Origin of the sequence: Bradyrhizobium sp. ERR14, assembly GCF_014198235.1 — a bacterium.
In the GTDB taxonomy this organism is placed as follows: domain Bacteria; phylum Pseudomonadota; class Alphaproteobacteria; order Rhizobiales; family Xanthobacteraceae; genus Bradyrhizobium.
In genome coordinates, this window is the sequence record NZ_JACIHD010000001.1 from 379,850 (window position 1) to 402,135 (window position 22,286).

Annotated in this window: 20 protein-coding genes; 9 read left to right on the forward strand and 11 right to left on the reverse strand. The window is 62.8% G+C overall.

Translation table 11 applies throughout. The features are described from left to right. Positions 1–2: 2 nt before the first annotated feature. Positions 3–563, reverse strand: a complete 561-nt coding sequence (locus GGD62_RS01945) for a bifunctional transcriptional activator/DNA repair enzyme AdaA (protein WP_026202855.1) — start codon at positions 561–563, stop codon at positions 3–5. 125 nt (positions 564–688) lie between these two features. Here GGD62_RS01945 and GGD62_RS01950 point away from each other — a divergent pair, with 125 nt between their 5' ends. Together GGD62_RS01950 and GGD62_RS01955 are read left to right on the forward strand one after the other, a co-directional pair. Next, positions 689–1,111, forward strand: coding sequence for a nuclear transport factor 2 family protein (locus tag GGD62_RS01950; protein WP_183706912.1), 423 nt, complete (start codon positions 689–691; stop codon positions 1,109–1,111). An 80-nt stretch (positions 1,112–1,191) separates the two neighbouring features. Then, complete coding sequence (locus GGD62_RS01955; protein ID WP_183706913.1) at positions 1,192–2,112, forward strand: DMT family transporter; 921 nt, start codon at positions 1,192–1,194, stop codon at positions 2,110–2,112. Positions 2,113–2,119: 7 nt separating this feature from the next. On the opposite strand, the gene GGD62_RS01960 is transcribed toward GGD62_RS01955, so the two are convergent. Both GGD62_RS01960 and GGD62_RS01965 read right to left on the reverse strand, forming a co-directional pair. Continuing rightward, entirely contained in the window at positions 2,120–2,470 is a 351-nt protein-coding gene (locus GGD62_RS01960; RefSeq protein WP_018322971.1) for a zinc ribbon domain-containing protein YjdM, read from the reverse strand. 110 nt (positions 2,471–2,580) lie between these two features. Then, the gene (locus GGD62_RS01965; RefSeq protein WP_177237474.1) at positions 2,581–2,754 is read right to left on the reverse strand and encodes a hypothetical protein; all 174 of its coding nucleotides are present in this window, start codon (positions 2,752–2,754) and stop codon (positions 2,581–2,583) included. A gap of 390 nt (positions 2,755–3,144) precedes the next feature. On the opposite strand from GGD62_RS01965, the gene GGD62_RS01970 reads away from it, so the two are divergent. The 4 genes from GGD62_RS01970 to GGD62_RS01985 all read left to right on the forward strand — a co-directional run bounded on the left by GGD62_RS01970 (position 3,145) and on the right by GGD62_RS01985 (position 5,979). Beyond that, positions 3,145–3,792, forward strand: a complete 648-nt coding sequence (locus tag GGD62_RS01970) for a cell envelope biogenesis protein TolA (RefSeq protein ID WP_183706914.1) — start codon at positions 3,145–3,147, stop codon at positions 3,790–3,792. 162 nt (positions 3,793–3,954) lie between these two features. Next, positions 3,955–4,491: a helix-turn-helix domain-containing protein gene (locus GGD62_RS01975; RefSeq protein WP_183706915.1), complete on the forward strand. Its 537-nt coding sequence runs from the start codon at positions 3,955–3,957 to the stop codon at positions 4,489–4,491. Between the two features lie 250 nt (positions 4,492–4,741). After that, positions 4,742–5,023 (forward strand): hypothetical protein, encoded by a 282-nt coding sequence (locus GGD62_RS01980; RefSeq protein WP_018322975.1) that lies wholly within the window; start codon positions 4,742–4,744, stop codon positions 5,021–5,023. A gap of 410 nt (positions 5,024–5,433) precedes the next feature. Continuing rightward, entirely contained in the window at positions 5,434–5,979 is a 546-nt protein-coding gene (locus GGD62_RS01985; RefSeq protein ID WP_018322976.1) for a hypothetical protein, read from the forward strand. A gap of 157 nt (positions 5,980–6,136) precedes the next feature. Here GGD62_RS01985 and GGD62_RS01990 read toward each other — a convergent pair whose 3' ends face one another. Next, positions 6,137–7,144, reverse strand: a complete 1,008-nt coding sequence (locus tag GGD62_RS01990) for a hypothetical protein (RefSeq protein WP_183707576.1) — start codon at positions 7,142–7,144, stop codon at positions 6,137–6,139. 115 nt (positions 7,145–7,259) lie between these two features. Next, on the reverse strand, positions 7,260–8,054 hold the full coding sequence (locus GGD62_RS01995) for a transglycosylase SLT domain-containing protein (RefSeq protein ID WP_183234133.1): 795 nt from the start codon (positions 8,052–8,054) through the stop codon (positions 7,260–7,262). Between the two features lie 149 nt (positions 8,055–8,203). Between GGD62_RS01995 and GGD62_RS02000 the strand changes: the two genes are divergently transcribed. After that, complete coding sequence (locus GGD62_RS02000; protein ID WP_183706916.1) at positions 8,204–8,674, forward strand: SMI1/KNR4 family protein; 471 nt, start codon at positions 8,204–8,206, stop codon at positions 8,672–8,674. Between the two features lie 172 nt (positions 8,675–8,846). Here GGD62_RS02000 and GGD62_RS02005 read toward each other — a convergent pair whose 3' ends face one another. From GGD62_RS02005 to GGD62_RS02020, 4 genes are all read right to left on the reverse strand, one after another. Beyond that, positions 8,847–9,362 carry a ParB N-terminal domain-containing protein gene (locus GGD62_RS02005; RefSeq protein ID WP_183706917.1) on the reverse strand — a complete coding sequence of 172 codons (516 nt, stop codon included), beginning with the start codon at positions 9,360–9,362 and terminating at the stop codon, positions 8,847–8,849. A 588-nt stretch (positions 9,363–9,950) separates the two neighbouring features. Continuing rightward, the gene (locus GGD62_RS02010; RefSeq protein ID WP_183706918.1) at positions 9,951–10,913 is read right to left on the reverse strand and encodes a reverse transcriptase family protein; all 963 of its coding nucleotides are present in this window, start codon (positions 10,911–10,913) and stop codon (positions 9,951–9,953) included. Then, the gene (locus tag GGD62_RS02015; RefSeq protein ID WP_183706919.1) at positions 10,910–11,221 is read right to left on the reverse strand and encodes a helix-turn-helix domain-containing protein; all 312 of its coding nucleotides are present in this window, start codon (positions 11,219–11,221) and stop codon (positions 10,910–10,912) included. Before GGD62_RS02015 ends, GGD62_RS02010 begins: the two co-directional genes overlap by 4 nt. Before the next feature lie 640 nt (positions 11,222–11,861). After that, positions 11,862–15,635: a vitamin B12-dependent ribonucleotide reductase gene (locus tag GGD62_RS02020; protein WP_183706920.1), complete on the reverse strand. Its 3,774-nt coding sequence runs from the start codon at positions 15,633–15,635 to the stop codon at positions 11,862–11,864. A gap of 761 nt (positions 15,636–16,396) precedes the next feature. Here GGD62_RS02020 and GGD62_RS02025 point away from each other — a divergent pair. After that, entirely contained in the window at positions 16,397–17,293 is an 897-nt protein-coding gene (locus tag GGD62_RS02025) for a DMT family transporter (RefSeq protein ID WP_183706921.1), read from the forward strand. Between the two features lie 19 nt (positions 17,294–17,312). Here GGD62_RS02025 and GGD62_RS02030 read toward each other — a convergent pair whose 3' ends face one another. Beyond that, positions 17,313–19,112, reverse strand: a complete 1,800-nt coding sequence (locus GGD62_RS02030; RefSeq protein ID WP_183706922.1) for a cache domain-containing protein — start codon at positions 19,110–19,112, stop codon at positions 17,313–17,315. A gap of 8 nt (positions 19,113–19,120) precedes the next feature. Then, entirely contained in the window at positions 19,121–20,071 is a 951-nt protein-coding gene (locus tag GGD62_RS02035; protein ID WP_246799975.1) for an ABC transporter substrate-binding protein, read from the reverse strand. Between the two features lie 587 nt (positions 20,072–20,658). Between GGD62_RS02035 and GGD62_RS02040 the strand changes: the two genes are divergently transcribed. Next, entirely contained in the window at positions 20,659–22,236 is a 1,578-nt protein-coding gene (locus GGD62_RS02040) for a sensor histidine kinase (protein WP_183706924.1), read from the forward strand. Positions 22,237–22,286 lie beyond the last annotated feature (50 nt).

Genomic DNA, 22,286 nt, shown 5'->3' on the forward strand with positions numbered 1-22,286 from the left:
CGCTAAGCTCTCCGCGCGCGCAGGCTTGACGGCGCGCGGCCGTAGAGCTCGGCGAAGGCGGCGTTGAATCTGCGCAGACTGCCGAAGCCGGCCTGGAATGCGATATCGGTCATGCTGTCGTCGCCGGCATCGAGCAGGCGCTTGGCGCGCTGGACCCGCAGCGTCCTGGCGAGCTGATGCGGCGTGGCGCCGACGTGGCGCTCGAACAGGCGCGCCAGGTGACGCGAGGAGATGCCGAGCCGCATCGCCAGATCGACCACCGAGCCTTCGTCGAGCGCGCCGTCATCGATCAGCTTCATGGCCCGCGCCACCGTGGAGCGCGTGCCGTTCCAGGCCGGGCAGAACGGCGCGGTTTCGGGCCGGCAGCGCAGGCAGGGCCGGAAGCCGGCGGCTTCGGCCGCCGCTGCCGTCGGATAATAGGCGACGTTGCGCGTCAGCGGCTGCTTGGCCGGACAGACCGGGCGGCAATAGATGCCCGTGGTCTTCACCGCCGTGAAGAAACGGCCGTCATACCGGGGATCACGGCGGAGGCGGGCGGCGTTGCAGACATCGAAGCTCAGCATGGCCGGATCATAACGCATGAGGGCAGGGGCGAAAGGGCTGCGGGATGACCGAGTCCGATTGTGGCGAGCTGCAAGGCGCATCGCGGCCTAGAAGGCGCCCCTCAACGAAAACGAGGAAGCGCATCATGTCCTGCCCAAAAGATATCGTCCTGAACGCGTGGAAGATCTTTTCGACGCGCGATGCCGAGCGCATCGCCGCATTGTTCACCGATGACGCCGAATGGATCGCGCCGAAGGGCAATGCCACCGCCGTCGCGCTCGATCACACCGACCACATGGTGGGACCGCACCAGATCGCGCGCTTCATCGCGCAGGAGATGCACAGGATGTTCTCGAACATCGATATCGCGTTCCGCGGCGTCTATGCCGACGGCGATGTCGTGATCGTGGAGGAACGGATGCGCGCCACGCTGGTCGGCGGCAAGCCCTACGAGAACGACTATTGCTTCGTGTTCACGGTGGCGGGCGACCGGATCCGGCAGGTGCGGGAATACATGGATACGCGCAAGGGATGGCAGATGGTCTTCGAACAGGAGGCTGATGCGTGAGCCCCACAATCACCGCCGCGTGCCAGCCCTGCAGCCGCGTGGGTTGAGCCGATATACGCGCTGACATAAGGCTTGACCCCATGGACCAGCGAACGAGCGGCGCCGACGCTCTATCTCAGAACAAGGATGCGGCGCCGGCACTGCTCGGCGTCACTTGCGGCCTTGCCGCGGCGCTGTTCTGGGCGCTCGGCTTTGCCGCCACGCGGCATGGCCTCAAGCTCGGCTTCACGCCGGTCGATCTCCTGGTGCATCGCTATGTCTGGTCGGGGATCGCGTTCCTGCCGCTGGTGTTCCGCGCCGGCATCTCCGATCTCTGCGGCATCGGCTGGAGCAGGGGCCTTGTGCTGATGGTGCTCGGCGGCCCCGTGATGTCGCTGATCTCCTACACCGGCTTCCTGTTCGTGCCGCTCGGCCATGGCAGCGTGATCCAGCCCTCCTGCGCGACGCTCGGCGGCCTGCTGCTCGCGGCGGTCGTGCTGAAGGAGCACATCTCCGCCTCGCGCCTTGCCGGCGCGGTCGTCATCGTCGGCGGCCTCGGTGTGATCGGGGCGGAATCGATCGGCCATATCGGGGCCGACGGCGTGCTCGGCGATTTGATCTTCGTGCTCACCGGATTGATGTTCGCCGGCTTCGGCGCAGCTCTGCGCCACTGGCGCGTCTCGGCCGTGTCGGCTGCGCTGGTGATCAACGTGCTGTCGCTGCTGCTGCTGCCGGTCTACATCGCAACCGTCGGGCTCGGCCATGTCGCGGCGATCGGCGTGACCGAGAATGCGATCCAGGCGCTGGCGCAGGGCGTGCTCGCCGGCCCCGCCGCGCTCTATCTCTACGCCGTCTCGGTCCAGCGCCTCGGCGTTGCCCGCGCGGCGGTGTTTCCGGCCTGCGTGCCGGCGCTGACACTGCTCACCGGCTGGCTGCTGCTCGGCGAGCCGCCGACGATGCTGCAGGCGGCGGGACTGGTGACGGTGCTGTGCGGGTTCTATCTGGCGCAGCGGCAAAGGTAAGCGCGAGCTACGCCTTCTTCACGAACTCCGACTTCAGGTTCATCGCGCCGATGCCGTCGATCTTGCAGGCGATGTTGTGACCGTCGCTGGCGTCCTGCAGGCGGATGTTGCGCACCTTGGTGCCGCCCTTGACCACCGAGGAGGAGCCCTTGATCTTGAGATCCTTGATCACGATGACGCTGTCGCCGTCCGCGAGCACATTGCCGTTGGCATCGCGCACGCCCGCGTCCTGCGCGGTGTCCGCCGCCGCCTCCGCCGCACCGCTCCATTCATGGCCGCATTCCGGGCAGACCCAGAGATCGCGGTCCTGATAGGCGTGCTCGGAGCTGCAGGCGGGGCATTTCATCGTGTCGGTCATGGCAAGTCTGGTCTCATGCTTCGTTCGCGGCGCGACCGTAGGGGCAGGATTCGGGAAAGCAAGGGAAAGCTGCGGCCTGCTCGCAATCGCCGTCGCCTGCCGGTGCGATATCACCGAAACAGCGCGACGAAGATCACATAGAACCAGCCCAGGATGCCGTGGATGATCGCCCACAGGATGGAATGGTTGTTGGTGTAGGAGATCGCGATGGCGAGCGCCGAGCCGAAGCCGACGCCGTATTTCGCGCCCTCGACGCGGACGCCGTAAGAGCGATTGCCGTTCATGGTGATGCCTCCGTGAGTCGTTGACGGGCGCGAGCCTATGCGGTTGCCGCGATCCTGGCGACCGGCTTGATCCATGAGGCAATGTCGCCCTTGCGAGTTGACTGCCTCAACACCTCCGACACATCGAATCGCGAAAACAACCCCATGCACAGTAGAGACAGCCTTGATAAGGCTCGTGTTTTCGGTTGTGCCGAATAATGTTCTGATGCGTCGGGCAAAACAGTGGCATGATGCGATGGTGCCGCTCGTCCGCGAGGCGCTTTGAGCGGAGTGCGCAGCACGGATGGAGCGCAAGCGTAATCCGGGATTTCATCCTTCCGAGACAAGACCCGGATTGCGCTTCGCTCCATCCGGGCTACGCTGCGCCGGCAGTCGAGATAACGGGACCACATGCCGGCAAAACCGAAACGAAAACTGAAGACCTACCAGACCTCGCTCGGCTTCTATGACCAGGCCATCGCCGCGCCTTCGATGAAGGCGGCGCTGGAGGCCTGGGGCGCCAGCTCCAACCTGTTCCATCAGGGCGCGGCGAAGGAGACTGACGATCCCGATATCGTCGCGGCGACCATGGCAAAGCCAGGCGTCGTGCTCAGGCGCCCCGTGGGATCGGACGGGCGGTTCACCGAGAGCGCCGAGCTGCCCACCGATCTCGTCGATGACGACGCCAGGCCCAGACGCAAGGCCAAGGGCAAGACGCGATCGACGAAGGCTCCCTCCAAGGCCGCCAACAAATCATCCGGCAAGATCGACGCTCAGGCCGCCCGCAAGGCGGCTGCGGCATTCGAGAAGGAGGAGCGGCGGCGCGAGGCCGAGCGCCGCAAGGAGGAGGCCGCCCGTGCCAAAGAGCGCGCGCGCCGCGACAAGGCGGTCGCCCTCGCCGAGGCGGCGCTGGACAAAGCGAGACGGGAGCACGATGCCAAGGCGGAGGAGATCGACGCCGAGCGGGCCGCACTGGATGAGCGCGCCGCGGCGGAGGAGGCGCGTTGGGACAAGCAGCGGGCGAAGCTGGAGCAGACCCTGCGCCGCGCGCGGGAGTAGGGCCTTGCTACGATCCAAGAGATCGCGAGAGCAATTCCTTTACCATGCCATCCAGTCCCGGCTGAGGCGGCTGCCGGTTAGGAGTTGCAGGAAAGTTCTGCGCTATCTTCGTCCCGATTTCGGCAGCGTTGGAAACGCTGCCGCAAGTTTTCGGGAGCTGTCATGAGCGATCATCGCGCCGCAGTCAGGCATCACACGTTGCGCACCGGCATGGTCGAATTCGACAACGGCACCGGCAGCATCGTCAGCGTGCCCTGCACGATCCGCGATGTCTCCGGCACCGGCGCGCGCGTGGCTCTGAACAGCTCGGCATGGGTGCCGGAGCAGTTTTCGCTGATCTTCTCGAACGGTCTGCGCAAGGGCTGCCGGCTCGCCTGGCGCAAGGAGCGGCTGATCGGCGGCGCGTTCGCGGACGGCTATGCGAGCGTGGACGAGCAGGTGGCCATGATGACCGCGGACGAGCAGGCCCGGCATAGGCTGGGGATCGGCGCGCGCGTCAAGGCCGCACGCGAGACCCGCGGCTATACTGCGGCCCAGCTCGCCGAGCGCCTCAGCGTCACCCCCGCCTTCGTGTCGCAGGCAGAGCAGGGCGAGGCGGACATTCCGCTGTACCAGCTGATGCACATCGCCGATCTGCTGATGGTCAGTCTCGACGGGCTCGTCGCGGGGCCGGTGCCTGAGGATGTCGACGCGGGGTAGGGTTTCGCAAGCCTCCCGTAGCCCGGATGGAGCGAAGCGCAATCCGGGATGTTGCCACCGGATTCACTGGTCCCGGATTACGCTGCGCTCCATCCGGGCTACGCGCGCTGAAGCGCCCAAGCGCGCGCCTCGTCGCTGAGGAGCCCGCTCAAGGCGGGCGTCTCGAAGCATGGCCGCAGAAAAAGTCGCGCGAAATTTGCTTGCCTTGCCCCGAGTCCTTTTGCACTCTTGCCGCGAAGGAGACCACCGCATGACAAAAATGACCGCCGCCTGCGCGCTCGGAACTGCCCTGGTGCTGAGCAGCCTTGCAACATCAGGCGCGGAAGCGCGGACGCGGAAAGCCGTCGTCGTTCGAGCCCCACAAGAGCGGCTCATCGTCACGGCGCCGGTGCTGAGGCCGACGCCGTGGGATTACAATGTCGTTCCGCGCTATCGCTATCGCCCCGAGGACGACAAGGTCGATCCCTACGGCCCGCCGCTGGTGCCGTCCTATGTTCGCTATGAGGGATGGCGCTGGCCGTATTGGTGGTAGTGATCGACGCTTCGCCGTTCGGAGCTTCGTAGAGTGGGCAAAGGCGCACTTGCGCCGTGCCCCACGTCTTCTCCTCGATCAGCCAAGACGTGGGCACGCTTCCGCCTTCGCTCTTCGAGCTACGGCGGACAAGTCGCTTTGCCCACCCTACGGCACTGCGCTTGCGGCGGCCCTCGATCCGCCATGCTCGATTGGGGCCGGGCTCGTTCAGCAATTCGGACCGGTTCATTTGTGTTTGACAGGTCCGGAGCTTGAGAAAACGACATCTCCTCCAACTGATACGCCGATAAGTTGAAGTTTGATTGCTCGTCATCTCTGCGTGCAGAGGTGACGATTGGGAAAAAATGGCAAAGTGGAGGCTGTCAAGAGTACATCGAGGTAGAACGACACTTATCCCCGTAATAAACCCGATGCTGTTTGGGGTTCTGGGCGTATCGGGAGGATCAGTCGTGGCAAGTGTTGAACAATTGCACAGACGAGAGGGAGTGAACTTGGTCCAACTCGAAGCGGACATCACGTCGATCCGCTCGGGAAGCTCCATTACTTCAATTAATTTGCCTGATTACGTCGAGCACACCGCGGGCGTGTCGCGCGTCGGTGCGCTCAGTGCAGAGGCGGTCGTTCGCGACTATGAGTCCGCTGCAAAAGAGATCGAGGCCATGGGCACCGAGTTGATCGACGCCGCGCGAAAATGCGAGGCGCTGACGGCTCAGGTTCATGATGCGATCGCCTTCATGCGAGAAACGGCGGCGGGGTATCGTGAAGAGGGACGGAAGATCTTCCAACGCATCGAAGAATGCGCGCTGTTCACCGAAGACGTGCGCAAGACCTGCGAACAGGTCAAACGCAGAATGGCTGGAGTCTCGTTTGGCCCATCTTCCGATGAGGAGCTTGCGCCGCAAGATCCCGAGCTGACGGGGATCGCGGCCAAGGTGACGATGAGCGAGATACGGTAAGGCGAGCGGAGAGCATAGTAGCTTCGTAGGGTGGGCAAACGCGCACTTGCGCCGTGCCCACGTCTTCTCCTCGATCAGCCAAGACGTGGGCACGCTTCCGCCTTCGCTCTTCGAGCTACGGCGGACAAGTCGCTTTGCCCACCCTACGGCAGCTCGCTCACCAATCCGGATCGCCGTAATAAGGGTCGTAGGGCGGCGGCATCCACGGGCCTCGCGGCGGCGGCCTCGGCCGCCGTGGCGCGGCGTCTGGTACGTGCGCCCGGGCACGCGCAGCCGAATCGTTGTTCACCACGCTGCGCGCGACCGGCTTGGCGGCTGCAGAGGCGGATGACGCCGGTGACGCGGTCAGTTGCGTTTGCAGCGCCTGGACCTGTGCGGCGAGGCGCGCATTGTCCGCCGCATCCTTCTCTTGCGCTGTCTTGAGCTGTTGAATGGTGTCGGCCTGCTCGCGCAGGGTCTGCTCGCTCCGGCTTTTCAGTTGCTCGAGCTTGCCGTTGATGCTCGCAAGCTCGCTCGTGATGGCCTTGAGCGATTGCGCCAGCTCCGATGACGACGCCTCAGGCGCCGCGGCGCCGGACTTTGGAGCGCTGTCCGTTTCCTTGGGCACTGGCGGCGCGGCCACCGGGCTCGGTTCATCCGCAGCAGCCAGCAGCACGACGGGCGGCTGCACCGGGTTTTCCACCGCGGACGCCTGCGGGGGCGTGCTCGCGGCCGGCGGAGCCCATCGCGCCATGATCGACTGGCCGATCGATTGGGCCTCATCGCGATATTGCGAAGCGACGGCGGCACCGAGCAGGGCGATCGCCAGCACGAGAATGACCAAGGCGCGCATCATGGCCGGATCGTTCTTCAAGCCGCGATCGCGACCCCCGGTATTCGGAACGTAGGGGCTCGGAACCCTGGCATCGGGTTTCGGCGCCTCGTCTCCGGGAGTGGCGGCTGCTGTCGGCGCGGCGCTTGCACGTGAGGCCCGCGGGGTCTCGCTCTCGCGTTCCATTCCGGAAACCAGTCGGTCCAACCGCGCCAGGTCCTGCTCCGCGCTCTTGATCCGGTCGTAGGCCTGCGCGAACCCGCTATCGGCGCGCGCCTCGTCCGGCTTGGGGGCGTCAGGCTTGCTGGTATCAGGTTTGGGGTCGTTCGTGTCAGGCACCGATGCGCTCTCCATCCGGTCGGGCGTCAATGGGAGGCAGTCCGATCAAGAAGGATAGGTCTCGCCGCTGTCCGACACAACGCGCACGCAAAGGAAAAATTATGGCGGGACGGGAGCGGGGCTGTGCTCTTCAATGATCCTGGTCCGCCGCCAGCCGCGCAAACTGCCGCTTCATCGCATTGACCCTGCCGACATAGCCCGCGACGAGATGATCGCCGCAGCGTGTCCCAGCGATCATCACAAACTTGCGCCGCGCATAGGCCGCGGCGGGACCTGCGCCGCAGAGATGGATGAAGGCGGCCAGATCCTGCTTCTGCTGCGCGCTCGGCTTCACATCGCCGGCGAGCGTGAGAACCATGGTTACTTGGCGGTCCAGATATACCGAAGCCAGCTCGATGGCGTGGCTCGGGATCGCGCGGACGTAGAGGAAGGGATACCCGCAGCCGGTTTGCGTGACCGCGTTGCCGCGGACACAGAACCGCGCGGCTTCCATGAAGGCCGGATCGGTCATCTGGAAGAGCCCGACGGCGCTGGAGGCGGGCTTGTAAATCGCCAGCGGATTAAGACTCCACCGCCAGCGCCAATAGGTGCGCGCCACCGGATTGCCCGAACTCTCGACCTGCGCCAGCGCGGCCAGCAATTCCGGCGTGATCGCAGCCGTGGAATAGGTGTGGAAGAGCGGCCCGTATCTCGCCCAGGTCTCGGCCGGCTCCTTGTCGAGGGCGTGACCGACGACGACGAAGAGTTCGGTTGGCTTGCGGAAGATCTGATAGGCGATGTTGAGGAGCGCGAGGGCTGCCAGAAGGATCAATACGCTGCCCGTGATCCGGACCGTCCGCGGCGCGCGCGCAAACTTCTTTCGCGCCCACTGGACGCTCCGCCGGACACTGCGCAGGCGGAGGAGGAGCTTGCTTTTCCTTGGCATGGGCGCTGTGGGCGTAAATCGCGGAGACAATGATGCATGGCGCCACCATCAAGACATGAAGACCATGCAGCTGGGATCACGTAGCATAGACAGAGCGCTCGGCCCCAGTGGCGGCGACTGCATGACCACGGGACAGGACGCCTAGGCCCATGAACTATCTCGATCTCATGGACAACCGACGCCCACCGGCGTCCGCCGACGCCATCCGCGCGCTGGAACAACATATCGGCGCGCCGCTGCCCGCGCCCTACAAGGCGCTGCTGGCGCAATCCGACGGCGGCGGCTTCGAGCCCTGCGGCGTCGAGCTGCCCTGGCGCAACGACCGCACCGTCCTGGATCTGCTCTTCACGACCCATCCGACCGACAGCTACGGCGTCATCGACAATTACGACATGTATCGGAGCATGAACCGAATCCCCCGCCTGAGCTGCCCCTTCGCGCCCGATCCCGGCGGCGACCTGTTCCTGCTGAGCCTCGAGCCGGACAGCTATGGCCAGGTGTTCTACTGGGAGCACGAGCGTGAGCCGCCGGACGGTGGCGAAGAGTTCGCCGATTTCGCGAATACGAACGAACTGGCGCCTGATCTTGAGAGCTTTATTCTCGGGTTGGGGGAGGCGTGAGTTCGGAGATTAATCCCCAAAGATCAGGCCAAAAGAGTTGAGTGCACTGTCACTGAAATTTGGTAGCCCGGATGGAGCGCAGCGCAATCCGGGATGTTGCCGCAGGGTATACCGCCCCGGATTTCGCTGCGCTCCATCCGGGCTACGCGCTCCATGTGCTAATTGCCGACAATCAATAGCGGCCGCCGCTGCCCTTTTGCTGCGTGATCCAGGCCGACAATGATTTCGGTGCCGCCTTCGCAGTCCGGCCCGGTGATGCCTTCGGATTGTCGCGGACGCCTTTCGCCAGACGGGTGCGCGGCGATTCCGTTGCGCCAGCGCCCTTCAAGCTAGCCGTCGATGCCTCTGCGGCTTCCTTCTCGAGGCGCAACTGTTTCAATCGCGCCATCTTGATGCGCTCCGCCTCGACTTCGGGTCGCTCGGCCAGCAGCGGCTTGGATTGAGCAAGCTCGGCCGGGACCAGCACACCGAGAATGGTCGTCTCGCCGAGCGCCTTGCAGGCCTCTAACCGATGCAGTCCCTCGACCAGAACGAGGCGGTCTCCGTCGAGCCTGATAGAAATGGGCTCCTGTTGTCCGATCTCCATAATACTCTCCGCGACCTCCGCGACGGTCTCGGGCTTGATAGCTTTCTTCTGCTTCGTGGAAACGAAGATCTTCACGATCGGGAAGCTTTCCGGTTTGGGCATAACTCGACTCCGCTTCTACCGGGCCCGTCGGAACCCATGCCGGTGGTAGAGGGAGTTTAGGGGGGAAGGGCTCGGCCGCAAAGGCAATTTCGGCCGGCAGGGTACTATGAGCAGCGATGCCGGAACCGATCTGCGATGAGGGCGAGAGTCCTAGATTTGCGCCGTCCACCAAAGGCGAGCCGAAGTCGCAGATCGGAGCGAGTGAATTTAGTGCACTGTCACCGAAATCCCCAATGGCGTGTCTCGTTTCGCGCGGCCCATCCAACGTGATAGCTTAGATTGCAACCAGGAGGGACGATGAGCAGCGGTATCAGCAAGTCGGAGCGCGGCGGCAACTCCGCCTATCTTCAAATGCGCGCTTGGTACGATCAGAAGACCGGACACATATACCTGACAATCCCGGGCACCGGCTGGTTTCATACCACCGTTACTGACGATCCAAAGAGCGTCCGGGGTAACCCAAACCTTTACGCGAAATTGGCTCGCGCACTCAAGGAGCCGGCGTGCCCGGGCCTGACTTCGACGCGACCGAAGCTATCTCTGAGTAGCTCGCTGCGCTGGATGGGTTTCGCAAGTGCTCCACCCATCCTACGGGCTAGTTTTGGTTTGGACGCTAGATGCCGCGATATTCGCGCTGACCGTGTCGGCGCGCGCACGGAATTTCGGATCGATTTGACCTGCTGCTCTTAAGCGACCTAACAGTGGCTGAGCAATTCGGTTGATTTCTAGCGGCGTCTTGGCTGCCGTCAGATCATCGAATCCCTTCTTGATTTTCAGGTGCAATTTATTGGGCACGCGTCGCCCTGATTTGGTATTGCAGACGCCTGTTATGACTTTGGGTTGCGAAGCCGCAAATGCGCGAGCTTTGTGAGATTTCAAGCCCGACCGCGATATTATCTTTCCGATTTCGTGCAGCGTATTCTTTGATGCCCGCACGCCGCTTAGCGTCAAATCGTCAACGTAGCAGGTCATGATCAAGCCTTGCGACAAAGCAAATTTATGAATCTCGTCAAACATAGGTTTGAAGGAATAGTAAGCAATAATTGGACTTGCGGCGCCGCCGGTTGGCAGGTGAGCGTCAAAGGTGAGAATGTCAGCAAGCAGCCCTGCCACATCTCGACGGCACCGCATTCGCTGAAAGAAAAAGTCGAATATCACTGCACGCGAGACTGACGGGAAAAATTTCTTTACGTCGATCTTAATCGTAGGAACTAGCGGATTGTGCGCTGATGCGTTGTCGACGTAAGATTTTCCGCGGACGGCCGAATAAAGATATGCCGGTACTGCGACCCGCGACAACAGGGTATGCACTCTCGCGTGAAGCGTTTGCAGCCGGCGTTTCGGCCATTGTATTGCACGCGACTTTCCATTGCCGTCTTCAATTTGAAATAGCCGGTAGTTCCCGGTGTCGCGCGCCAATGGTGAGAGATCGCTTGCTTTGAGCTTGTGTCGGGGGGTGGATAATCGGTGCGCAAGGTCAGCCGGCGAGGAAATGGCATAGAGCCAACACTGCTCGGGCTCTAAATCGCGTCGAGCCTTCTTGCGCGTCATTTGCGCCCCGAGGCGGTATCGTGAGTTGTCTCCTCAAGCCACTCCAGCATCTTTAAGACCTTGTTTGCCGCAAATGAGCGCGATCTTTCAGGGAAGTCGGATCCCGATCTCTCGGCAAAGAGAAGGAGCGACGACAAGGGAATTTTGAAGAACGTCGAGTATCGCTCAAGCACGTCAATGCTGGGTTTTTTGCCTCCCGGCTTTTCGAGTTCGGAGACGAACGAGCGCGAAAGATCGAGGGCGTCAGCAAGTTCGGCTTGCGACATTCGATGATATTGCCGGATTAGCTTGAGAGCCCGGTCGTACATCACTTCCTCAACTTCACGAGAATTGGGAAAATTAGCTTAGAAGTCGCCGAACAGCCTGTTCAGAAGTTTTGCAATTCGCTCCACCAAGACGATGAGGCGCATCGCAATCATGAACGTCTGCCTGTTAACAAGGTTTCGACCGAAGCCGCGAACCCGCTTCCAGAACACAGAACGCTTTCGCTCGTAGTTAGGTGGATCGCAGGTATGCACCATTGACCATCTCCCTGTTCCCCAGAGCGGAATTGCCCCGGTGCCTGTGAACAAAGAGCATCTCGAGCGAAAGGACCTCTAAGCTTCCCAGGCGCGCATCGAGCCTGATCGATGCGCGCCGATGTTCGCGGGGCACGCAGCGCGCAACGCACGCCGAATGAGCCGGACATTGGAGGGTTCTTTCGAACCCCTAGAGTGGTTGTAACGCCACTCGGTGTAGGAGGCATGATGGCACCTAACTGGGCCCACCATTTCTGATTCGCGCTCCTTCAGCAAATAAAATTCGCTGACAGCGAACTTTATTCACAGGAAAGCGGTTCGAGTCAATTGATTTCGTGGAGAAGAAATGGGCTTGGCTGGGCCACCCAAATGCGACCCAGCCAGTGTGCCGAAGAGGAAAAGGCGTTATTTTATAAAGGCTTTCAGGCCTTCAAGAACACCCCGTCGTGCTGCCGCACGTATCGCACTTCATACAAGTCCCATTCCGCACCAGCGTGAAGTTGCCGCACTCCGAGCACATCTCGCCTTCGTAGCCCTTGGCCTTGGCCTCCGCGCGGCGCTCGGCCTTGGTGGGGACGAGGGTTTGGGCGGTGCTGCCGGCCTTGCTCCACTGCAGCGCCTCGAGCTTCTCCGTGGGCGAGAGGTCGTGGGCGGCTTCCTGCTTCAGGGCGACGGCGCCTTCGAGGGCGTCGCCGACGCGGGCGCTGGTGCCGTGCGCGGCGAGCGCGGTGACCTTGCTGCCGCCGGTGGGGGCGCCGTCATTGCCCGGCGCGATGGCGGCGGAGCCGCCGCGCATCACGACGAGGTTGTCGGTGCGGGAGCGGGTGAGGCCGCGCGAGACCAGCCGGGTCGCGTGGTGGCCGCCGTCCTCGTCCGGCTCCTTGCCTTCCTCGACGCCCTTGCCGAGCGCGTCGAAGCCGGTCTCGTTGGGATCGACATGGGCGAGATCGAAGCGCGACATGTAGCTCACCGCCAGCTCGCGGAAGACGTAGTCGAGGATCGAGGTCGCGTACTTGATGCTGTCGTTGCCCTGCACGGGGCCCGCCGGCTCGAAGCGGGTGAAGGTGAAGGCGTCGACATATTCGTCCAGCGGCACGCCGTATTGCAGGCCGAGCGACACCGCGATGGCGAAGTTGTTGATGAAGGAGCGGAGCGCCGCGCCTTCCTTGTGCATGTCGATGAAGATCTCGCCGAGACGGCCGTCGTCATATTCGCCGGTGCGCAAGTACACCTTGTGGCCGCCGACGACCGCCTTCTGGGTGTAGCCCTTGCGGCGATCCGGCATCTTCTCGCGCTCGCGCATCACGATGATGCGCTCGACCAGCTTCTCGACGATCTTCTCCGAGACCTGGGCGGTGCGCGCCGCCATCGGCTTCTCGTAGAGGCTCTCGACCGCATCGTCCTCGTCCTCATCGTCGCTGATGAGCTGCGAGTTCAGCGGCTGGGAGAGTTTCGAGCCGTCGCGATAGAGCGCGTTGGCTTTCAGCGCCAGCTTCCACGACAGCATGTAGGCGGACTTGCAGTCCTCTACAGTTGCGTCGTTCGGCATGTTGATGGTCTTGGAGATCGCACCCGAGATGAAGGGCTGGGCAGCGGCCATCATGCGGATGTGGCTCTCGACCGACAGATAGCGCTTGCCGATCTTGCCGCAGGGGTTGGCGCAGTCGAACACCGCATAGTGCTCGGCCTTGAGGTGCGGGGCACCTTCCACCGTCATGGCGCCGCAGATGTGGACGTTGGCCGCCTCGATCTCGCGCTTGGTGAAGCCGACGGCCTGGAGCAGGTCGAAGCCGGGGGCCGCGATGGCTTCCGCGCCGATGCCGAGCTGGTCGCGAATAAAATCCTCGCCAAAGGTCCACTTGTTGAAGGCGAACTTGATGTCGAAGGCGGTCGGCAGGGCCTTCTCGACCTTGGCGATGGCTTCATCGGTGAAGCCTTTTGCCTTGAGGGTCGAGGCGTTGATGCCGGGCGCGTTGGAGAGCGAGCCGTGGCCGACGGCGTAGGCCTCGATCTCCGCGATATCAGCTTCGCGATAGCCGAGCGCGCGGAGCGCTGCGGGGACCGCGCGGTTGATGATCTTGAAGTAGCCGCCGCCGGCGAGCTTCTTGAACTTCACCAGCGCGAAGTCGGGCTCGATGCCGGTGGTGTCGCAATCCATCACCAGGCCGATCGTGCCGGTCGGCGCGATCACCGTGGTCTGGGCGTTGCGATAGCCGTGCTGCTCGCCGAGCGCGAGCGCCGCATCCCAGGCCGCCTTGGCATGGGTGACGAGGTCCTGTTGCGGGCAGGAGGCGTGGTCGAGCGGCACCGGGTTGACGCTGAGCGCCTCGTAACCGGAGGCCTCGCCGTGCGCGGCGCGGCGGTGGTTGCGGATGACGCGCAGCATGTGCGCGGCGTTCTTCTTGTAGCCGGGGAAGGTGCCGAGCTCGGCCGCCATCTCCGCGGAGGTCTTGTAGGTGATGCCGGTCATCACAGCGGTGAGGGCACCGCAGAGCGCGCGGCCTTCCTTGCTGTCATAGGACAGGCCCATGGTCATCAGGAGGCCGCCGATATTGGCGTAGCCGAGGCCGAGCGTGCGGAACTCGTAGGAGAGCTCGGCGATGGCCTTGGACGGGAACTGCGCCATCATCACCGAGATTTCGAGCACGATGGTCCAGAGCTGGCAGAGGTGCTCATAACCCCTGACGTCGAACTGCTTGGTCTCGGTGTTGTAGAACGTCAGCAGGTTCGCGGAGGCGAGGTTGCACGCCGTGTCGTCCAGGAACATGTATTCCGAGCACGGATTGGAGGCGCGGATGTCGCCCGACGACTTGCAGGTGTGCCAGTCGTTCATGGTGGTGTTGAAGTGCAGGCCCGGGTCGGCCGAGGCCCAGGCGGCGTAGCCGATCTTCTCCCAGAGGTCGCGCGCCTTCAGCGTCTTCGTCACCTTCTTGGAGGTGCGGGCGTTCAGATTCCAGTCGCCATCGGTTTCCACGGCGCGCAGGAAATCGTCCTTCAGCGAGACCGAATTGTTGGAGTTCTGACCGGAGACGGTGAGGTAGGCTTCGCTATCCCAGTCGGTGTCGTAGGTGTCGAACTGGATGTCCTTGTAGCCCTGCTTGGCAAACTGGATGACGCGCTTGATGTAATTGTCAGGCACGAGGCTGCGGCGCGCCAGCTTGATCTCGCGGCGGAGGGCAGGGTTCTTCTCGGGGTCGAAGCAGTCGTCGCCCGAGCCTTCGCAGTTGACGCAGGCCTTGAGCACCAGCTTGAGGTGCTTCTGGTTGATCTTGGATCCCGTGACGAGGGCTGCGACCTTCTGCTCCTCCTTCACCTTCCAGTCGATATAGGTCTCGATGTCGGGGTGATCGACGTCGACCACGACCATCTTGGCGGCGCGGCGGGTGGTGCCGCCCGACTTGATCGCGCCGGCGGCGCGGTCGCCGATCTTGAGGAAGCTCATCAGGCCGGACGAGCGGCCGCCGCCGGAGAGCTTTTCGCCTTCACCGCGCAGGCGCGAGAAGTTGGAGCCGGTGCCGGAGCCGTATTTGAACAGACGGGCTTCGCGGACCCAGAGGTCCATGATGCCGCCCTCGTTGACGAGGTCGTCACCGACGCCCTGGATGAAGCAGGCGTGCGGCTGCGGATGCTCGTAGGAGGATTTCGAGCGGGTCAGCTTGCCGGTGAAGGGGTCGACGTAATAGTGGCCCTGGCCGGGGCCGTCGATGCCATAGGCCCAGTGCAGGCCGGTGTTGAACCATTGCGGCGAGTTCGGCGCGACCATCTGCATGGCGAGCATGTAGCGGAGCTCGTCGTAGAACGCCTGGGCGTCCTCGTCGGTCGAGAAGTACTTGCCCTTCCAGCCCCAATAGGTCCAGCAGCCGGCGAGGCGGTCGAACACCTGCTTTGCGCTGAGCTCGCTGACATAGCGCTCCTTCTCGGGCAGCGCGGCGAGTGCGTCAGTATCGGGCACGGAGCGCCACAGGAAGGAGGGGACGGATTCCTCCTCGACCTTCTTCAGGCGCGCGGCGACGCCGGCTTTGCGGAAATACTTCTGGGCGAGCACGTCGGAGGCGACCTGCGACCACTCGGTCGGGACCTCGACGCCATCAAGTTTAAACACGACCGAGCCGTCGGGATTCCTGATCTCCGACGTGGTCTGGCGGAAATCGATTCCCGCGTAAGGTGACTGTCCTGCCGTGGTGTGGCGCCGCTCAATCCGCATCGTCTTGCCCCGTCCTTAAGTTTTGACCGGTCCCGCCTCCGTTCAGGCGTGCCGGTCGACATTTCGTTTCGCGGCGCTGTCAGCCATTCGGCCTTTGGCACCGCAGTTCAGCCGGTGGATCCGGCTCTTGTTCTCCCGACGCGATGGCTCGATGCGCGCACCGATCATCCGCCGGCATGTCCAGACACATCCGCCCCCAAGGGGATGAGCCCGACATGCGTTCAACGCCCCACAACGTCACTTCTACCGATGCCATTCGAGCCTTTTGCCGGCCCGTTCTGGCGCCCGAAAAGTCCGCTTATCGCGGGCAGACAAGCCCTCATCCGCTGCCTTTGGCTGGCTTGGCGGAGTTGAGATTTGCGAGACCCTTTGGGGGAGTGCCGGCGGGACGCAAACTCACTCGCGCCGAACGGACCGAAAGCTAGGACTCTCCGTTGCGCCCGTCAAGAACTAGTGCGAGTTCCTGAATCAAATACTAAATATGGTGGATTGCGGGGGATAACAGGGGGCAAGCCCGCGCCTGTTGTGGAGGCAAGTATCAGTGAGTCCTCAGAGATTCCCAACCGAAAAAATTTGCATCCCGTGGTGCTGCGGATGCTTCATCCCGCTGTTCACAGGGCAGGTATATTTTTGAGCAATGGGATTGCGTCAGCGGGACTCACGTAGCCCTACGGAAGGTGAGGGCAGGCATGCCCGCCGAGGTGGTGGTGAGAGCGGCGAATCCGGGCCAAGCTGAGGGTCGATTTTGCCGGACCACCCACATGCTTGATTCGACCCGCCGGGATGCGCGGCCGCGCATCGCCCCGGCCGGCCTGATGTTCCTTGCCATCACCTCGATCGGCTGGGGCTTCAATTGGCCGGTGACGAAATTCCTGCTCTCCGAGCTGCCGCCGCTGACGCTGCGCGGGGTGACCGGCGTGCTGGGGGCGGTGCTGCTGGCGGCGCTGGCGGTCATCCGCCGGCAGAGCCTCACGGTGGACCCCGCGATCTGGCCGCGCCTCCTCACCGCCGCCGTGCTCAACGTCACCGGCTGGATGGTGCTGATGGGCCTGGCGCTGCTCTGGCTGCCGGCGAGCGAGGCGGCGCTGATCGCCTATACGATGCCGGTCTGGGCCTCGATCATCGCCTGGCCGGTGCTCGGCGAGCGGCCGACCGTGCCGCGCACGCTGGGGCTGGTCATGGCCTTCGTCGGCCTCGCCTCGATCATGGGCGGCAACGGCATCGCCGCCAGCGTCGAGAAGCTGCCTGGCATCATCATGGCGCTGTGCGGCGCGCTGGGCTTTGCCGTCGGCACGGTGTTCTCGAAGAAGTACCCGATCCATCTGCCGCCGATCACGGCCGCGGCCTGGCAGATCGGGATCGGCTGCCTGCCGATCTCGATCATTGGCCTCCTGGTCGAGACCACGCATCTGTCCCAGGTGACGCCGATCGGCTGGTGGCTCCTGGTCTATTCGACCGTGGTGCAGTTCTGCATCGCCTATGTCAGCTGGTTCGCAGCACTCGCCCGCCTGCCGGCCTCGGTTGCCGCGATCGGCACCATGGCGGTGCCCGTCATCGGCGTCGTCGCCTCCGCGATCGCGCTCGGCGAGCCGCTGGGGGCAGGGCAGATCGCGGCGCTGATCTTCACGCTGGCGGCGGTGGTGCTGGCGACGCGTTAGCCGTCCGGCCGCCGGGGTATCAGTGGTCCTGAGGCTCTTTCTCCCGCCGGCGTTGTCCGGAGCCCGGCGATTTCAACCGCAGGTCAGCAGGTGCGACAGCAAAGACTTCGAGGGCCTGGTCGTAGCCTTTGATGGTCCGCTGTCCGAGCGATGCCAACGGAACGCTATCCCTTACCCTTCCAGCGATAGTGGGATCAGCCAGGATCTGCGCGTCCTTCGCGAGATTGCAGAGCCGCGACGCCAAATTCACCACGGCTCCCATCGCCGTGTAGTCCAGCCGACCGTTATAACCAACCGTTCCTACCGTTGCCGGTCCCATCGCAACGCCCACACCAAAGCCGATCGCGTGGCCGGCGTCGCACCATTTGCCGGCAAGGGACTGCACCGTCATTTGCAGGTCGATCGCGAGTCGGACCGCTTGAGTTGCCGGCTGATCGCATGCGACCGGGGCATTGACCAGGAGCATGACTCCGTCGCCGTCAAAGCCGATGAGCGTTGCCTCGTGACGAGTCGTCACGGCGCCGACGGCCTCGTAGTACTCTCGCATGACGGCCATGATGACATCGGGCTCATTGCGGGTGGAGAACGCCGTGAAGCCGCGCAAGTCGCCAAAAATGACAGCCACTTCGCGTCGCTGCCCTTCGAGCAGCTCATGAGAATGCTCGACCAGTTCGGCGACCTGTGACGGCAGGAACTGCTTCAGCCGTTCGATCCGCGCGGATTTCTGCTGCGAGATCGCCAGTTCAGAAGCCATTTCATTGAAGCGCAACGCCAGTTGCTGCAACTCGTCACCGCTGAAGATTTTGATGCGATGCTCGAATTGTCCAGTTCTGATCCGCTCCACGCCCTCTTCCAGTTGCTTGATCGGGCCGGACATTCTGTGCGCGCGCCAATAGGCGAGCGCTAGCGCGATGAGAACACCAAAGGCAATGAGAATTGACGAGCGCCACAACGCCGCGCGAATTGATGCAAAGGCTTCCGAGACCGGCTGCATCGCGATCACCGTCCATCCCACATCGGCGGCCTGAACTGATAGCGCCACCACCGGGTTGCCTCGGTCCCCGGTTATCACCGCCGCTCCGCTCCCCGCGCCGGCGAGATGCTTGATCCGGCCGAAGCTGCCCGAGCTGGCGCGGCCGCGCAGGACCAGACTGATATCGGGATGTGCGATCAGATGACCGGAATCATCGACAACAATGGCGTAGCCGGTCTCGCCAATTCTAATGGCTGCGATGACATCCCAGATCAGCTTCAGATTGACCTCGGCGATCGCAACCCCCGCGGCCGGCAGGCTCCCGGCAACCGCGATCCTCATGTAGGGCTCTGAATCTCGCTGGTACTGAACCGGTCCATACCAAACCTTGTTGGCGCGTGCGCCCAGAACAGCGGGATCCGTAGACATATCAATGCCGCGCCCGGTCCTGTTCAGATGCAGCCTGGAAACAAAGACCCGTTCGGTACCGGTCTCATCCAGCAGCGAAACCGAAACGATTGCGGGCACCTGCTGGAGGAGGCGCAAGGCATCGATCTTGTGTTGCGCATCGTCTCCGGCAGACCAGGGAAGCTGTACCATCCAACCCAGCTGATCTCGGATGCCATCGGTGAACGCCTCGATCCTGTCGGACGCCGCGCGGGCATCGGCCTGCAGCACCGCGCTGATCTGGCGGCGCTGGTCTCGGTAACCGAAAGAAGCCTCGACGGCAGCGCCGAGTATCAGAGGCACGACCGCAGCGACAAACAACGTCGCGAAGTACTTGCAGAACAGCGAGCGACGCGGGGGCATCGCACACGAAGAGGACTGCGCAGCACCGTCCGTCATAACTACTCTCAGGAGATCACCTTGCTGGCGCGAAACAGGATTGACGACACATCCAGGTCGATACCCAGAAGCCTGGCTGTCTTCAGATTGACTGCCAGTTCAAACTTCTCGGGGCGCATCACCGGAAGATCTGACGGATTTTCACCGCGCAGGATGCGATCGGCATAAGTGGCAAGCCGAAAATAGGTCGTGCGCTGGTTTGCGCCGTAACTCAAGAGACCTCCAGCGTCACAATATTCAGACCAGCCAAACATCGAAGGCAGCCGGTGCGCGATTGCAAACTCCGCAATCTTCGCACGATGCACCAGCGTCACGACATCGGGAAACACGAGGAGAGCATCCGCGTCCACCTTGCCGGCAGCCATCAACCCATTCTCGATTTCGCGAGCGCCACAGAACGGAACGTAGGCTGCCTCAATGCCGAGCTTCCGGCACGACTCCAAAGTCGCACGCCATTCCAATGGCTCTCCCGGATGATCCGTGTTGGAGAGAACCGCCAGTTTTCGCAGCTTTGGATAAATGTCCTTGAGCAGCTCAACGCGCTTTCCTGCCAGCTCGAGCGACAGGAATGTGCTGCCGGTGAAATTGGTGCCGGGGTGAGCAAGGCTCTTCACCACACCCAAGGCGACGGGGTCGCCGCTCAATGCAAACAGCACGGGGATGTCGGTGACCGCAGTCATGACGCGTGTCGCCGGACCGCTCGAGACCACAAGGTCGATATCCCCTCGCTGCAACTCGGAGACGATCTTGCGCAGTGCCTGCGGATTTCCAGGGGCATAATGCGTCTCGAAGGTGACGGTCTTGCCCTCGACGTATCCCAGCGCGCGTATTCCCTCGCGAAAGCCGTCCAGGAAGGGATCTGGTTGGGACTCGGTGGAGACCCAGAAGATCCGATGCAGCTTGGCTCCGCCCTGCGCCCGTGCGATCGCAGGCCAGGCCAGTCCGCCACCAATCAACAAGATGAACTCTCGTCTTCTCATGCGAGCACCTGTCGAAGCTGCGCCGTCAATTCCGGCCGCAGACCAAGATCCTAGCTGTGCATCTGATGACTGCGCTCGGTATCGCGCTCCGCAAGCGGACTGTCGCGACACCGGCTCCAACATGTGTCGCTGAGAGCATGCTCAGGGATTGGGTTGGTGAGACGATTTGTCCTTGAGGTGCGCTTGAGTTTTGCTTGAGACCGGCCCGATCGAGATCAAAACGGCCTTACTTGGTGCATAGCGCGGTGTCAGAACACCTCGGCGGCGGATCCGGGCGGGCTCCGCGTCTTAAGAGGACAACCGGAACTCACATCAGGAGCCAGTGCCCTCGACCTCTTATATGGTGTGATTGCAGCGCGCCTTCGGCAGTTCACGCCCTAGAGTACTCATCAAGGCAATGTCCGCTCCAGAGGGACGAGCGGAGATATTCCGATCGGCCGGAGTACTACGGCTTGTGACCCAAGCCGGACGTTAAGTGGCTAGTCTGCGGCTGACCTGGGCGAACCGCCCTTCCGTTCCGATGGCCAAGACAGATAAGATGCCCGCGCTCGACCCAGGGGCCGGAAATGACGCGCGTGGTAAAGACGGGCAACAAGGCAGCCAAGGCGAGAGCCCGCAGGAGAAGTTCGCCAAAAGGTCGCAAATCGGCCAAGACCAAGCGCGGGATAGCCCCATCTGTCACTCGTCGCGAGGCAGCTTCGGTTGCCGATCTACAGGCGCAGCTTGAACGACGGACTGTGGAGCTGGATCAATCGCTGGAGCAGCAGACCGCGACTTCGGAAGTGCTGCAAGTCATATCCAGTTCGCCTGGTGAGCTTGGGCCCGTGTTCGAGGCCATGCTGGAAAATGCCGTGCGCATCTGCAGCGCCAGTTTAGGGACGCTGCTCCTATACGAAGGCGACAGGTTCCGGCGGGTGGCGCGAATGGCCGCGCAAAACGTGCCGCAATTGTATGCGCCCGACCAGGAAACGCCGCCACACTTCATCGCGCCGTTTGATGGGACGCCTTCGCTGGGGCGCCTCGTCGAGACCAAGGCGCTGGTTCACATTGCCGATATTGCCATCGAGTATCCCGACGATCTGATCTACAAGGTCGCCGCAGCCCGCACCGTTCTGATTGTGCCGATGCTCAAGGAGAGCGAGCTTATCGGCGCCTTTGCCGTCTACCGCAAGGAGGTGCAAGAGTTCAGCGACAAGCAGGTCGAGTTGCTAGAACATTTTGCGGCACAAGCGGTGATCGCCATCGAGAACACGCGGCTGCTCCGCGAGCTGCGCGAGCGCACTGACGATTTGACTCGTTCCCTCGACGACCTGCGCGCCGCGCAGGACCGCCTGGTGCAGACCGAGAAGCTGGCGTCGCTCGGTCAACTCACCGCCGGCATCGCCCACGAGATCAAGAATCCGCTCAACTTCGTCAACAATTTCTCCGCGCTCTCTGCCGAGCTCATCGACGAGCTGAACGATATGCTGAAAGCCGCCGCTCTGAACGACAAGCTCCGCGAGGAAGTCAACGAACTGACGAAGTTGCTCAAGGAGAATCTGGAAAAGGTCGGGCAGCACGGCAAGCGCGCCGACTCCATCGTCAAGAACATGCTGCTGCATTCCCGCGAGGGGCCGGGTGAGCAGCGGCCCGCCGACATCAATTCGCTGGTGGATGAAAGCCTCAATCTTGCCTACCACGGCGCACGCGCCGAAAAGCCCGGCTTCAGCATCACGCTGCAGCGCGACTTCGATGCGAATGCGGGTGCGGCCGAGCTGTTTCCGCAGGAGATCACGCGCGCGTTGCTTAATCTGATCTCGAACGGTTTCTATGCCGCGACTAGGCGAAAGGCCGAAGCAGCCGACGATACCTTTGAGCCTGTCCTTAGCGCTGCCACCAAGAACCTTGGCAAGACAGTCGAAATCCGGATTCGCGACAATGGTGTCGGCATTTCACCCGAAGTCAGAGAAAAGATTTTCGATCCCTTCTTCACCACTAAACCGGCCGGAGAAGGAACGGGGCTCGGCCTCTCAATGACCCATGACATCATTGTCAAACAACACGGCGGCAGGATCGACGTCGAGACCGAGCCTGGCGCTTTTACTGAGTTTATCATTACCCTGCCGCGCGGCAACGGCACCGCATCCGGCCCGCGGCCGGAATGATTGCTTATGGCCCTTCTTGGACCTCCTGCTACGTCCGCTACTGCGCCGTT